Below are 14,939 nucleotides of genomic sequence, written 5' to 3'. Positions count from 1 at the left end.
GTTTTCATTCACTAAAATGTTCGTTATCATCATGTATACAGCGAATGTAAATGAGTGTGAGGTGAATGCAAATGAATATAGATTTCATCTATGATTCTCGTCTTGGGCTTTCCATTCCACGCATCAATGAACATTGGGATGAGCTAGAACAAGACACACAAGAGCGCATTGTGTCAAAATGGGAGTCAATAAGAGGGACAATTCCAGACCGCGTTAAAACAATTGAAAAGGAGATTAATCTTGTTCATAAGGCATTAACAGAGGAAGAAAACTTTGAACGTTCATGTGAATTAAACCTTGAAATGGCAGAGCTAGCATCAATCATTAATGACTTATGGATCTGGTTTCGAATGAATCCATCTATTTCTAGCGGTAAATAAAAAAACCAGCTCAATCTAGCTGGTTTTCCTGATGAATATTAACGTTTACACCGAAAGTAATCTTCTCTTCTGATAAAAATGTTGTCCGATTTCAATGACTTGCTGAGAGAAGCGATAATTCAAGCCTGCACCTGCCGCCATGCCGATCAGCGGCATACCTTGGATCACTTTTTTACGCAGCATCGTGATCATAAAGCTTTTTGCTAACTGCTTCATTAGTTGCTCCATCCACTTGTCTTGAAAGATTGAATCTTCTCCTTGATAGAAAATGTCATCTCCTAACTGACCTTCTACTTCCGCAAAAAGCTTGTCCCACTCTGCTGCTTGATACGATTTAGGCAAGGTAGCAACATGAAATAATTTCAAAATATACATCATTTCAGCTGGACGTCTCGTATCATATCCATAAACAAGGGCAAGTTGTTGCAAGGATCGTAATTGAATAAGTGCCATCGCTGGTAAATCAACTGCCAGTAAAAAAGCTCCCCCCATTCCCGTTAACCCACCTTGACCAAAAGCAATCATGCGTTGTTTTGCCATAAGCTGCTCGGCCAAATAATCAAGCTGCTCTATAGGCAGCTGATGCAAATCATCTATTGTCGTCATACTAGCATCAAATATACGAGCATATTGAATAATCCGTCGATGCGTGTCTTCATACGACCTACTATCTTGATACCACGCTTGTAAATGAAACAAACAGTCATCCATTTTTGAAAGCCACTTTCGTTTGCGCGCATCTCCCAATTGATTGAATATCCGCTCACTCCATATTTGATAGGATTTGGCAATATCTGATGCTTCTTGGATGAAATATTCTTCTTCCCATCTTTTTATCTCATCTAAGCGTTTCTCTCTATTACTGTGTTGACTCATCCAAATCTCTCCTTACGATTCGTCTCCTTTTTTATACGTATACATTTTTCGTTTAAACATGGGTGAATACGTCCAATCTTCCTGCGAACGTTCTTGGATCATTTCAAGCCCATGTAATCTCGTGTTCATTTGTTTGATGTGATGAAAAAAAATCGCTTCTGCCGTTTTCGGTGATACAGCACTGCCAAAGCCTTGATTGATATCTCCGAACTGACTTGCAATACAATGCTTAAGAGCAAGTAGTTCGGCATCGTAAATGGAAATTCCTGCTTCTCTTGCAGCATCATGAATAAGTTCAAGTCCAAGTGTTATATGTCCTAAAAGTTCGCCTTCTGTTGTATAATCAGGCGCTACGATATCTGTAAAGACTTGTGTCTTACCGATATCATGAAGAAGACATGTCGCAAGGATAACGTCTCTATTTAAAGCTGGGTACAAAGGAAGTAGTTGAAAAGCACTTTGAGTCACGTGAACAATATGATCAAGTAAGCCAGCATAATATGTATGATGATACGTTTTTGATGCTGGAATGGTCGTTAACCGTTCCCTGATCGTTCGTTGACTAAATAATTGTTTGATAATCGACCGTAGAACCTCTGACTGTACTTCCTCCATCATGATTCTCAAATCCTGCCAGAGTTCTTCTCTGACAACCCCTTTTCTAGAAATCAATTCTGACACATTAATCTGATCCTCATCTGTCGCCAGGCGCATCCGTTGAATATTAATTTGCTTTTGACCTCTATAGCTCTGTATCGTTCCTTCTATTTTCACAACAGACTTACGTTGAAATTGTGCTTTTTGATCGGAAGTGATATCCCATAGCCGTGCTGAGACAAGCTCTAAATTACGCTCTAATAGAAAGTTAGCATAATCACTTCCATTTGAAGCTTGCTTTATTTCTCTTTCTTTAACGAGAAAAAAGTCTCTAATGATTTCCCCTTCTTCCATGTCTAGAAAGGCACCCATATCTTTCCCCCCTACCCTATTACTCTTTACCCATTTCAACATCATTCTATGCACGAGAGAAAGTCCTCATTCCCATCATATCTCTCATATCAAATGAACGCAAAGAAGCATCACTCCTTTTGAGAGATGCTTCTTTATAAGACCACATGCTGAATCAACAATTACTGACTTACATTAGCTAAACGAACCGTATCACGTGCAATCATCACTTCTTCATTCGTTGGGATAATGATGACTTTAACTGGAGAATGAGGATAGCTAATAAATGCTTCCTTCCCACGTACCTTATTAAGAGATGGATCCCAGTATACACCCATAAATTCAAGTCCTTTTAAGACACGCTCACGAATAACATCACTATTTTCACCAATTCCCGCAGTGAAAATAATCGCATCTACACCACTCATACGCGCAGCATACGAACCAATGTATTTATGAATACGCGATGTAAATACTTCAAGAGCAAGCTCAGCACGATCATTTCCACTAGCTGCTTCGCTTTCAATATCACGTAAGTCACTTGAAAAACCAGATACACCAAGAAGTCCGCTACGCTTATTTAATGTCTCAAGAACTTCATATGCATCCTGACCAGTTTTTTCCATTATATATGGAATTAAAGCAGGATCAATGTTTCCTGAACGTGTCCCCATCGTTACACCAGCAAGCGGTGTAAAGCCCATTGATGTATCAATTGATTTGCCACCTTGGATTGCAGCAATACTTGCTCCATTTCCTAAATGACATGAGAGAAGGCGAAGGTCTTCAAGTGGTCGCCCTAATAACTCTGCTGCACGCTCTGAAACATACTTATGTGATGTACCATGAAAACCGTACTTACGAATGCCATATTTCTTATAATACTCATACGGCAAACTGTATAGAAAAGAACTTTCAGGCATTGTTTGGTGAAAAGCAGTATCAAAAACAGCGACTGCAGGTACATTCGGTAACACTTCTTTAAATGCTTTAATTCCAACAATATTAGCTGGGTTATGAAGAGGAGCAAGCTCTGATACTTCTTCAATCCCTTTAAGGACTTCGTCTGTAATCAAAACAGAGTCGCTAAACTTTTCACCGCCATGTACAACACGGTGTCCAATTCCTTCAATTTCATCTAAGGATTGAATAATACCAAGTCCTGTTAATTTATCAAGAAGCGTTTTTACAGCAAATGCGTGATCAGGAATAGCAAGCGTTTCCTTGTTTTTCTCACCATTTACTTCGATCGTGAAAACACCGTCTTCTAATCCGATTCGCTCAACAAGACCTTGTGTAACAACAAATTCTTCAGGCATATTAAGTAGCTGGAATTTCAATGATGAACTCCCTGCATTAATCGCGATAATTTTAGCCATGCTTAAACAGCTCCTTTTTTAACTTTCAAGCTTCATATATCTTTTTATCCTTCTCCATTTAAGCACCCCAAATACCGTATTTCAAGTGAATTCATTTATTTTCACCTATTATCTCCCGAATTCATTATATTCTGACTTGAAACCGTTTTATTGAGAGCGTAAACAAAAAAGAACCCTCTCATCGCTATTCTGCATACTTCCTTTCGAAGTATGCTATCACAATGAGAAAGTTCATTTTCTTAAATGCCTAACTCCTGATCAAACCATTTATTCATTTGTTGAATCATATCAGCAAGGGCTTCTTTTTTAGAAAAGGAAGGGAGCTCAGCTAAAAGCGCTTGCTTTGGTTGTCGTACACCATCACCCTTCTTTTGCAGCATGAAGATACTTTTGCCGAATTGTTCAGATTGGAACATCGTCTTTGGCAATTGAAGCAGTCCAAGAATGTTTGCATGCTCCTTTACATATTCATGTAATTGCTTGGCTTGATCGCTCTCGAATAAGAAATTAGGGACCACGAATAAAAGAAATCCACTATCCTTTGTTTTCTCAATCGCTTGTTCAATCATTAAATGATGAAGATAAGAATGACCTTCATCAGCCTTTAGGAGATAATTTGCCGCGACATCATCTTTTGGGTAAAACCCTACTGGAAGATCCGTTACCACTAAATCGACTTCTGGAAAAGCAAGTGGCTCAACACTATCTTGATGGAATAGCTCCAACTCGTGCTGCTGGAGGTTTGCACTAACAAATGCCAGCTTTAATAATGTTTCATCTACTTCAAATCCACGAGCATGTAGAGGAACAGTCGCATGGTTTAATAAAGCACTTATTAAGTTTCCTGAACCTACAGCTAAGTCAAGAATCGTAGCTGTTTCCTCGCGCTTTCCAAGTACTTTATTAACGAGATAGCTTAAAAACAAGGCCACAGCATCAGGAGTCATGGAATGATGAGGCTGAACAGCCCCTTTCATTCCTTTTAATACAGTTAGCTGAAACGCTTTACGAATATCTTCAACTTCATACTCTACCTTACTAACACTCGCTAATTTCTCCTCTAGAATACGCTTTTGTTTATCCTCAAGCGGCTGACAAATTTCTTGACGAAACAAATTCTCGCCAGCCTCCGCTAAACCTTCAAGGTAAGTGACAGTCCAATTTTCTTCTAAGTAAAGGGCTGTTTCATTTAAATAGGTAAATAACCTTTCCATATGTGTATCCTTCATTACTTCACACCCTCATCTACAAATCGATTTCTCTATTGTAATAGAAAAAAGCCTACTATCGCAAGACAGTAGACTTTATTGAGAGGACTTTCAAACATCCTCTACTCATTATTTTGCTGCTTTTGCTGCCTCGATCGCTGCTTCGTAATCAGGGTGGTTAGTCGCCTCTGATACGTATTCTGTATACGTCACTGTATCATTTGAATCAATAACAAATACTGCACGTGCAAGAAGGCGGAGTTCTTTAATTGCTACTCCAAAAGCTTGTCCGAAAGAAAGTTCTCTATGGTCAGAAACCGTTTGAACGTTCTCAATTCCAGCAGCAGCGCACCAACGACTTTGTGCAAATGGTAAATCAACACTCACTGTTAAAATTTGAACATTGTCTAAATTTGCTGCTTCTTCATTAAAGCGACGCGTTTGTTGATCACAAACACCTGTATCAATAGAAGGAATGACACTGATAAGACGAACTTTACCTTTTGAATCAGCTAACGTTACTTCTGATAAATCATTTGCTAGTACTGTGAAATCAGGAGCTTTTTCACCAACTTTTACTTCTGTACCTAATAATGTAATAGGATTGCCTTTAAACGTTACTTCTGCCATTTTAATTCCTCCTTTTAACGATTGGAAATATGTACATATCTATCTTACATGAGAGTATGAGTTTCTGACAAGAATTATGAATGGCACCTGCATGATAGAAAATCACTTTCTTTACTCATCAAAAAGACTGTAGAGAGCTATTCTCAACAGTCAGCAATCGAACTTTTTACACTGGGGGTTCTTGATAATGATGTGGTTGGTTATTGTGCTGCGGGTTTGGTGAAGCATAAGATGTTGCTTGTGACTGATTCCCGCCAAGCATTTGCTGAATCTTCTCCACAACCTGAGGAGCAAAATCAAGTAGCTTCTCATATAAATGGGTACTACCATCAATATGAATCATCTTAACGCCTTGACTGCCTACAACTAAGAAAGCAATTGGTGTAATCGATACACCACCCCCACTTCCTCCACCAAATGGATGGCCACTACTACTCGTATCTGCTCCGCCACTCTCTTCGATCATAAATTCGCTTCCACCAGCAGCAAAGCCAAAACCAACCTTAGAAACAGGCATGATCACACTACCATCTGGTGTTTCGACTGGATCTCCGATAATGGTGTTCACATCGACCATTTCTTTTAAATTTTCCATCGCTGTCTTCATTAACCCTTGAATTGGATGATCTGACATTTTCATTTCCTCCCTACATTAGTACATGTTTTTTTCAACCGAACTCGTTCTTGTTCATTTCGGTATTTTCTTCCAATGTTTGATTAACATTAGACCCGCAATGATAGCATGTCCAATTCGAAAGGAAAGCATGCAAGAAAAGGATGTATAAGAGACAACTTCTTGAAAACGAGGTTGCACATTTAATTTTGGCATTTGTTTCATTTTCATGTAATGGGCAACTAACCCAATGATGCTCCCCTTTAATGACCAAACAACTCCTGCAAGCTGTGCTGAATAAGCAGCATTTCCTACTCCAATATCTGTATACCATTTAAAGTCATAAACTGAAACACGCTGTAAAAAGTGCTTCACTATTCGGTGAAATCCAATGATATGCAAAAGAAAATCTTTTAAACGCCTAATACCGTCAATAATTGTCTGAGGTGTAATCGTCTCAGTCTTTTTAATATTCTTATTTCCAATTTTCTCTTCTTCTTTTACGACAAGAGAAGCAGAATCTTCATCTATTTTTATTAAAGGAGCTTTGAACTTAAACACCCTCATCCCCCATAAAGAAAGGTTCACTTCTAGTAAATCATTATCTTGATTATGCTGATAATCTATTTTTATCTTAAGCTTTGTTACCATTAGAAGAACAAACAGAACCACTAAAATGATAAGAATGCCTATCAACCAACCCATACGATTCTCCTCTATCCATAGCTATTCTCATTAGTTTCTCCTACCAGTAAAAAAATAAACCTACCCTGATTAGGATAGGTTTATGACATGTTTATACTTCTTCTCGTTCATGAATGACATACGTATCTGCAATCATATCATGGAAACCTTGCTTCTTTGCTGTAAAAGCCACAGCCACATATAGAACCTGTAACAGGAAAAAAATTTGGTGAATAAATCGCCCTACACCTTCACGAAAAATGATTTGACTCCAACTTAGCTCATCACCATCTTTTGAAATGACGCGTAATCCAAAAACCATTTTCCCTATCGTTTGCCCATACTTCTTTGTCATAATCGCAAAATATAAGAAAAATACAAGAGCAGATAAAAGTGCTTCGCCACTATACGACGCAATCGTTATCCACTCACCTATCCCTGTGATTGTTAACAGTGGATAAATTAGCATGCCATTTAACGCAAAAACGGTAATGGAATCCAATAAAAAAGCCCATAGTCGCATCCAAAAACCAGCAAACTGATACCTAGGTAGCGTTTGCTCTTTGTTATCCACAGGATTTTCTTCTTGATGTCGCACGTCTACTACTCGGTTACGAAGACGGCCATTCACGACTCTCTGTCTCCGATACTTTGTATTTACTTGAGCTGTTTGTTCCAACGCTCTCCACCTCCACTATTCGGTATATAAATATTTTAACGTTGGCGAGCGATGGTCCGATAACAAACGTTGAAGCACTGCTAGCTCATGATCTGATGTAAACATTCGCTCCATAGACATTGAAAAAAATTGCGGAAATCCAAGGCCTGATTCATATTGTACAACATTATAATCTGCTCCAACATATTCTTTCATCAATGCAATCGTATCATCTAGGCTACCTAATTCATCAACGAGATTAAGCTCTAGCGCTTGGTTACCACTATAAATCCGTCCATCGGCAATCGTTCTTACCTCTTCTTCTGACATTTGGCGACCCTCAGCAATAATACGGACAAATTCGTCGTACGATTCATCAATGAGTGATTGTAAGATGGCTCTTTCTTCTTCTGTCATTTCTCTTGTTGCTGACATAATATCTTTATAAGGTCCACTCTTAATTGTATTAACTTCTATCCCGTAGTTTTCAGCTAATTGTGCGACATTAATTGATTCCATGATGACACCAATTGATCCCGTAATCGTCTGTGGACTAGCGACAATCATATCTGCTGGAGCAGCAATATAATAGCCTCCTGACGCAGCCATACTTCCCATTGAGACAAAAACTGGCTTCTCATATTCCACTTGTGCATTTATAATTTTCTCATAGATTTCTGCACTTTCAACCACTCCACCACCTGGTGTATTGACACGGATAATAATACCCTCTACACTTGGATCTTCAGCGGCATAATCAAGTTGAGAAAGAAACATTTGATGCTGATAACCACCTGTTTGAAACAAACCAACTTCTCCAGTGTCTTGAATGACACCATTTAATTCTAAAACAGCAATTGAACCAGTGATATCTTGCCCTGTTTCAATAACGGTTTCTGTCCATTCTTGATCCATCGTACCAAAAAACGCATTCGTATCAGAAAAAACGCTTGATGTTGCTATATTCACAGAGATCGAAGCAACTAACAGCATAGCGACGGCAATCAAGGCCAGCCAACGTTTACGACTCATTTTCTCACTCCTCTATCCTACTTGGTTCATTTTCCCAATCAAAGGTTATGATAACACAAAATCTAATATAGGGTCATCTTCACAACAAAAGATGATTAAGCTTGAACCACTGAAATCTTCACCCATGCTAACTTTACTAATAGTTGACGTTGAAGAGGACAAGCTTAGCTTGTCCCCTCCTCACAATCATACATGATCGTGTTATCAACAACAGTCATCATTACTTTTGCGTCTGGAATAGCATCGGCATCGATTGTAAATAAATCACAATCAAGAACTGTAAAATCAGCGACGTATCCTGCTTCAATCTTTCCTCTTTCATGTTCCTTTCCAATCGCGTACGCACTTCCTGAAGTAAAAAGCTGTACTGCTTCAAATGCGGTTAATTTTTGACTTGGCAAATAACCTTCGTGGTCCTCCCCTATTCTTTTTCTCGTTATCGCTGCGTGAATACCAAGTAACGGATCCACAGGTTCAATCGGTGCATCAGAACCTCCTGCACAATGAAGTCCTTCTTCTAGCAACGTCTTCCATGCAAAGGAAAATGGGAGTCTGTCTTGTCCCAATCTTTCTATCACCCATGGAAAATCTGAAGCAACAAAACGTGGCTGAATATCGAGTACAAGCGGAAGGTTTTTCATCCTGTTTATTAACGATTCATTAACTACCTGTACATGAATTAACCGATCCCTACCTTTTTGTAATGGAAACTGCTCTAAGGCCGTTAACGCCATATCAAGCGCCCCATCTCCAATCGTGTGAATGGCAACAGAACGATTACACTTTCTTGCTGCTTCAATAATCCCATCAAGATCCTCTTTAGCATGCATCGCTACTCCAGAAGTAGCTGGGTCATCCGTATAAGGTGCTTGGAGAAGAGCCGTTCTCCCTCCTAAGGCTCCATCCGCAAATATTTTTACTGCTCCTAGCTCTATGAATGGAGTAATCTCACCTTGATCAAATCCTTGCTCTTCCATTTCCTTGATTGCTTCGTGATGGACGAGTAAATGGGCACGAAATTTTCTTTTTTTGCCATCAACCACATCTAGAAATTGATCAAAGGTTTCTTTGAAGCCATTATAATAATGCAAATCCTCTGTGTGTCCACCAACAAGCCCCACGCGAAATAAATCATCAACAGCAACTTCTAGCGCACGCCTAACATACTTTTTTGTGACAGCAGGAATAACATCCTTCACTAGCTCTGTTGCTGTATCAAGTAAATAGCCTGTCGGTTCCCCTTTACCATCACGTACGATCACTCCACCTACAGGATCAAAAGTCTCACTTGTAATCCCAGCAAGTCTTAGTGCCTCACTATTGACGAGCGCTGCGTGACGACACACTCTTGTTAGAAACATCGGTTTATCACTTGCTATCTCATCAAGCTCTTGTCGATGAAAGATTTTTCGATCAGAGAAATTATTTTCATTCCATCCTTCACCAAATATCCATTCACCGCTCTTTGTTTCCTTCGCTTTCTCTGCCAATTGTCTTCGCATTTCCATAGCTGATTCAACCTCTGATAAATCAAGTTGAATCAGCTTTTCACCATGACCGATCATGTGAAGATGACTATCGACAAATCCTGGATATACATAAGCTCCCCTTACATCTTGCCGCTCAGTAATGTTGCGGGCAAAACGGCTTTCAAGATCCGCTTTTGTGCCCGTTGCTCGAATGATTCCATTAGAAACATAAACAGCTTCCACCGATTTATGCTCTGCTTCCATCGTTAAAAACGTTCCATTCAACCAAAGCGTTCCCATTCATTCCTCTCTCCTTCTCTGATCCTAATTATTCCCTTATGGTGCCAGAATATATGACTAGACGCAATGCATATGCCTGCCATGTAAAAAAGGCTGACCATGAATAGTCAGCCTTCTTCATCTGATCAACTTACAAAAGTTTTGATCAAAAATGATTTACACATGTCTCTTTCTTTCTAGTTGTCTTAGCTCCACTCTTCTGATTTTTCCAGAAGTCGTTTTCGGCAATTCCTTTACGAACTCAATCTTTCGTGGGTACTTGTAAGGTGCAGTCATTTGCTTCACATGCTCTTGTAGCTCTTTAATCAACTCATCGCTGCCTGTATCCTGATCATTTCGAAGAATAACAAATGCTTTTACGACATTTCCTCTTACTTCATCAGGACTAGCGACTACCGCACATTCACGTACAGCTGGATGTTTCGTCAGGGCGTCCTCAACCTCAAATGGTCCAATTGTGTAACCAGAACTAATAATAATATCATCACTTCGACCTTCAAACCAAAAATAACCATTTTCATCTAATTTTGCTTGGTCACCAGTCATATAATAATCTCCCCTGAAAGCCATGGCAGTTCGTTCAGGATCCTTATAATATTCCTTAAATAAAGCTGGAGCGTCTTTATGAACAGCGATGTCTCCTACTTCACCTGGCTTAACAGGCTGCCCGTCCTCATTAATAATCGTCACTTCATTACCTGGTGTTGGTTTCCCCATTGACCCAGGCTTAATTTCCATACCCTTCAGTGTACCAATCAATAACGTATTTTCTGTTTGCCCATACCCGTCACGAACCTCGACGTTAAACGTCTTTTTAAACGTTTCAATCACTTGTCGATTCAACGGTTCACCTGCGGATACCGTACTTTTCAGATGTGGCAATGAAAAACGCTCAATGTTATCAACCTTTGCCATCAAACGATATTCTGTCGGTGTACAACAGAGAACATTGATTTTTTCATCCTGTAAGCGTTGAAGATAATCATTTGGTTCAAATCGACCGTGATACACGTAGGCTGTGGCTCCTACTCCAATTGTCGATAAAAACGGACTCCAAATCCATTTCTGCCAACCTGGTGCAGCAGTCGCCCAAACGATGTCCCCTTCTTGAACATCTAACCACATTTTAGAAGCTACCTGTAAATGAGCATACGCCCATCCATGAGTATGTACAACTGCTTTTGGATTTCCTGTGGTCCCAGACGTATAAGGAAGAAACGCCATTTCATCTCTCTTTGTCGCTGGCCCTTTAAAGAAATCGCTTTCATCATTAGCTATCTCACTTAGATTGTTCCAGCCTTCAGAAGACCCTCCAACAATCCACTTCATTTCTAATGATGATTGATCTTCTTTTATTAAATTCATTTCTGAAATAAATTCAGCGTATGCAATAACCGCTTTTGCCTCGGCGTGTTCAATACGATAGCTTAAATCTTTTGCTCGTAGCATTTCAGAACATGGAATAATCACTAATCCTGCTTTTAAACAAGCCAGATAAGTAAAATAAGCTTCAGGAATTTTAGGTAGGATAAGTAAAACCTTATCCCCTCGCGAAAGACCATTTTTTGTTAAAGCATTAGCAAATTGGTTCGTCTTTGCAACAAGCTGTGGATATGTGACATCTCTGCGATCGCCAGCTTCATTTGTCCAACGAATTGCTAAACGTTCAGTATCATTAGCAAATGCTTCAACCTCTTGAAACAAATTATACTGCTCTGGTGCAATCAATTGTTCTCGGTTCATCGTTCTCCCCCTTTGTCATCTGCTACTCCTATTATACAGAATTGAATTATTTATTTGAATATTTAATTTCTCAATTTTAATAGAACAAAATGGAATCATACCCCATCATAAAAATAAATAAGGAGAGTGAATGATTCACTCTCCTACAGCCATGATATAAATAATTATTGTTGTTGGTAGCCACTCATTTGTTGCTCAGCCATTTGAACAAGACGTTTTGTGATCTCACCACCGACAGAACCGTTGGCACGTGATGTAGAGTCTGGTCCAAGCTGAACTCCGAATTCAGTAGCAATTTCATATTTCATTTGATCAAGCGCTTGTTGTACACCAGGTACAAGCAATTGATTACTGCTATTACCGCCACTATTGTTTCCAGCCATGTTTCTCACCTCCTTCTGTACTCATAGAATGAGTCTAAAGGAAGAAAAACATGCAATAGTATTGCTGGTAATTGCTGTGAATTTACATGTTTATAAGATCAACTTAAAACAAATCATCCACTTCATGATTCATTTGAGTTTGACTCGTTATGACGATCGTTTCCGTTCTTTCTACAGCATCTTTTACATACTTGTCTGTTTCAACATATTGTTCAAACTTATTTGCTTGCTCTCTCTTTGGTCTAGTCTTAGAATCAGGAGGCAAGAAAATTGTACAACAATCCTCATAAGGCAAGATTGATGTTTCATACGTATCAATCTCTTGGGCAATTTTGATCACTTCTAGCTTATCCATCGTCACTAAAGGGCGGATAATTGGCAAATTCGTCACTTCATTGATTGTATTCATACTATGAAGAGTTTGACTGGCCACCTGACCTAGACTTTCACCTGTAGCTAGAGCTAAAATTCCCCTTTGCTGCGCGATTTGCTCACTAATCCTCATCATCATGCGACGCATAATCGTCATTTGAAGACTACTTGGTATTTGAGAATGGATATGCTTTTGCATGTCCGTAAATGGAACAAGATGTAAAGTGACATTGCTTCCAAACTTTGTTAATGTCTTTGCTAAGTCGATTACTTTTTGTTTCGCACGTTCATTTGTATAGGGTGGACTATGAAAATGAATCGCTTCTATTTTTGCGCCACGCTTCATTGTCAAATAACCAGCTACAGGACTATCAATTCCTCCTGAGAGCATCAATAAAACTTTACCACCTGTTCCTACAGGTAATCCACCTGGACCTTGGTATGAACCCGATGTAACATAGGTAGCTGTTTCACGAACTTCAACAGTAATATTGACATCAGGGTGATGCACATCGACTGTAATATCATCTGTATGAGTCAGAACGTATCCACCAACCTCATAATTTAAACGCTGCGAATCAAGTGGAAATTGCTTATAAGCACGTCTAGAGCTTATTTTAAATGTGCGGACAGGTGTCTCGTGTCCTTTCAACACTTCTAAAGCTGCCTGCTGAATCGCAGATAGCTCATTCTCCACTTTAAAAGCCAAACTAAATGAATGGATACCAAAAATAGATTTTAGCTTTTCGACAACTGGCTCATGGTTCTCATCATTTAACTCAACAATAATACGGCCAAATGTCCGAGTAATGTTAAGTCGAGAAAAAGCCTTTAGGTTCATTTTAATATTTTGAAGTAACTGTTTTTCAAAAACAGAACGATTTTTTCCTTTTAATGCAAGTTCACCAAAGCGAACTAAAATATGATCATATTGCATTATCTGACAACCTCCAACAATTCTGGAATTAAAGAATGAAGCTCTTGCAGCAGGCATTTAAGTTCAGCTGCTGTTGTCTCATAAGAAAAGCTGACACGAACACCAGAGGCGGCTCTTTCTTCTCCTAAACCCATTGCCATTAAAACGTGACTAGGTGCCGATAGCTTTGATGAACAAGCGGATTTTGTAGATACATAGATTTTTTTTGTAGTCAAAGACTGGACGACTACTTCTGGCTTTGCACCTGGAATTGAAAAATTAACAATATGAGAGGCCGCTTTTGCCATTGGGCTATTGAGAACAACGCCATCAATTTTTCTTAGCTCACGGACAAATTGTTCTCGAAGCTCATAAAGCTGTGCATACTTTGTGTTTTCTTGATCTTTTACAAGCCTTAACGCTTTTGCCATCGCAACAATACCCGCTACATTTTCCGTTCCTGCTCGAAATCTATTTTCTTGTTCTCCACCATGAAGAAGGGATGCTAATCTTACGCCTTCACGTACAAACAAAAATCCAGTCCCCTTCATTCCATGGAATTTGTGAGCTGAACATGTGCATAAATCAATATTGGCCTGATGAAATGACAAGGGAACTTTTGATATCCCTTGAACATGGTCAACATGAAAATAGACATTCTGATATTCTTTCAAACGTTTTCCGATCTCTTCAATCGGTTGAACCGTTCCAACTTCATTATTAACATGAATAATCGAAACAAGAATGGTATCAGGACGAATAGCAGAGACAACCTGCTCCACATTTACTCTTCCTTCATGATCAACAGGGAGATATGTTACTTCATATCCTTCTTGCTCAAGCTGACTAAACGTTTCATGCACAGATGGATGCTCGATTACAGTGGTTATCAAATGTTTCCCACGTTTTTTACGTGCATACGCTGTACCTTTTATCGCTAAATTATTCCCTTCTGTTCCACCAGAAGTAAAAATAATTTCATTTACTTTCACACCAAGGAGACCAGCTATCCGATTACGCGATTCGAGCATAAGTCCTTCTGCTTGCATACCAAGAGAGTGGAGAGATGATGGATTACCGAAATAAGTAGTTGCTACCTTTGCATATGTCTCGACAACTTCATTATAAGGTTTTGTCGTCGCACTATTATCTAAATAAATCATCGATTCGCTAACCTCCTCATCTTATTTTAAAAACCCCGTTCTAATTTTGTGCATTCATATATGTTAGCACAAAATGTCTAAATAACAAGATCGAGATGCATTTTGGTAACTATTTTCATCATTTCAACCTTTTCATTTTTTCTTTTGTTCAATCGTGCCCTTATTTATGATACGATTAGTGACGG

Annotated in this window: 15 protein-coding genes; 1 reads left to right on the top strand and 14 read right to left on the bottom strand. The window is 39.1% G+C overall.

What is annotated here, in order from left to right; all coding sequences use genetic code 11:
• Positions 1–71 precede the first annotated feature (71 nt).
• Positions 72–380 carry a hypothetical protein gene (locus tag IQ10_RS08130; protein WP_144449996.1) on the top strand — a complete coding sequence of 103 codons (309 nt, stop codon included), beginning with the start codon at positions 72–74 and terminating at the stop codon, positions 378–380.
• A 45-nt stretch (positions 381–425) separates the two neighbouring features.
• Here IQ10_RS08130 and IQ10_RS08125 read toward each other — a convergent pair whose 3' ends face one another.
• From IQ10_RS08125 to IQ10_RS08060, 14 genes are all read right to left on the bottom strand, one after another.
• Positions 426–1,256 carry an EcsC family protein gene (locus IQ10_RS08125; RefSeq protein WP_144449995.1) on the bottom strand — a complete coding sequence of 277 codons (831 nt, stop codon included), beginning with the start codon at positions 1,254–1,256 and terminating at the stop codon, positions 426–428.
• A gap of 12 nt (positions 1,257–1,268) precedes the next feature.
• Positions 1,269–2,225 carry a 3'-5' exoribonuclease YhaM family protein gene (locus IQ10_RS08120; protein ID WP_144449994.1) on the bottom strand — a complete coding sequence of 319 codons (957 nt, stop codon included), beginning with the start codon at positions 2,223–2,225 and terminating at the stop codon, positions 1,269–1,271.
• A 161-nt stretch (positions 2,226–2,386) separates the two neighbouring features.
• Entirely contained in the window at positions 2,387–3,583 is a 1,197-nt protein-coding gene (locus IQ10_RS08115; protein ID WP_144449993.1) for an acetate kinase, read from the bottom strand.
• A 239-nt stretch (positions 3,584–3,822) separates the two neighbouring features.
• The gene (locus IQ10_RS08110) at positions 3,823–4,812 is read right to left on the bottom strand and encodes a class I SAM-dependent methyltransferase (protein WP_144449992.1); all 990 of its coding nucleotides are present in this window, start codon (positions 4,810–4,812) and stop codon (positions 3,823–3,825) included.
• A 108-nt stretch (positions 4,813–4,920) separates the two neighbouring features.
• A complete protein-coding gene (tpx, locus tag IQ10_RS08105) occupies positions 4,921–5,421 on the bottom strand; it encodes a thiol peroxidase (protein WP_144449991.1) in 501 nt (166 codons plus the stop codon).
• A 166-nt stretch (positions 5,422–5,587) separates the two neighbouring features.
• A complete protein-coding gene (gene ytfJ, locus IQ10_RS08100) occupies positions 5,588–6,055 on the bottom strand; it encodes a GerW family sporulation protein (RefSeq protein WP_144449990.1) in 468 nt (155 codons plus the stop codon).
• 54 nt (positions 6,056–6,109) lie between these two features.
• Positions 6,110–6,739, bottom strand: coding sequence for a DUF2953 domain-containing protein (locus IQ10_RS08095; protein ID WP_144449989.1), 630 nt, complete (start codon positions 6,737–6,739; stop codon positions 6,110–6,112).
• A 91-nt stretch (positions 6,740–6,830) separates the two neighbouring features.
• Positions 6,831–7,397 carry an RDD family protein gene (locus IQ10_RS08090; protein WP_242009793.1) on the bottom strand — a complete coding sequence of 189 codons (567 nt, stop codon included), beginning with the start codon at positions 7,395–7,397 and terminating at the stop codon, positions 6,831–6,833.
• A gap of 15 nt (positions 7,398–7,412) precedes the next feature.
• Complete coding sequence (gene sppA / locus IQ10_RS08085; RefSeq protein WP_144449988.1) at positions 7,413–8,408, bottom strand: signal peptide peptidase SppA; 996 nt, start codon at positions 8,406–8,408, stop codon at positions 7,413–7,415.
• 164 nt (positions 8,409–8,572) lie between these two features.
• Positions 8,573–10,177, bottom strand: a complete 1,605-nt coding sequence (locus IQ10_RS08080; RefSeq protein WP_144449987.1) for an amidohydrolase — start codon at positions 10,175–10,177, stop codon at positions 8,573–8,575.
• Positions 10,178–10,333: 156 nt separating this feature from the next.
• Positions 10,334–11,920: an acyl-CoA synthetase MbcS gene (gene mbcS, locus IQ10_RS08075; protein WP_144449986.1), complete on the bottom strand. Its 1,587-nt coding sequence runs from the start codon at positions 11,918–11,920 to the stop codon at positions 10,334–10,336.
• Positions 11,921–12,084: 164 nt separating this feature from the next.
• Positions 12,085–12,303, bottom strand: coding sequence for an alpha/beta-type small acid-soluble spore protein (locus IQ10_RS08070; protein ID WP_144449985.1), 219 nt, complete (start codon positions 12,301–12,303; stop codon positions 12,085–12,087).
• Between the two features lie 103 nt (positions 12,304–12,406).
• Positions 12,407–13,612, bottom strand: a complete 1,206-nt coding sequence (gene thiI / locus IQ10_RS08065) for a tRNA uracil 4-sulfurtransferase ThiI (RefSeq protein WP_144449984.1) — start codon at positions 13,610–13,612, stop codon at positions 12,407–12,409.
• Complete coding sequence (locus tag IQ10_RS08060) at positions 13,612–14,754, bottom strand: cysteine desulfurase family protein (RefSeq protein ID WP_144449983.1); 1,143 nt, start codon at positions 14,752–14,754, stop codon at positions 13,612–13,614. The genes thiI and IQ10_RS08060 overlap by 1 nt, the downstream gene beginning before the upstream one ends.
• Between the last annotated feature and the right edge of the window lie 185 nt (positions 14,755–14,939).

Source organism: Halalkalibacter nanhaiisediminis (assembly GCF_007830185.1).
Classification (GTDB): Bacteria; Bacillota; Bacilli; order Bacillales; family Bacillaceae_D; genus Halalkalibacter; species Halalkalibacter nanhaiisediminis.
The sequence above is the reverse complement of the archived record's forward strand: the minus strand, read 5'-3'. Positions and strand labels throughout refer to the sequence as shown.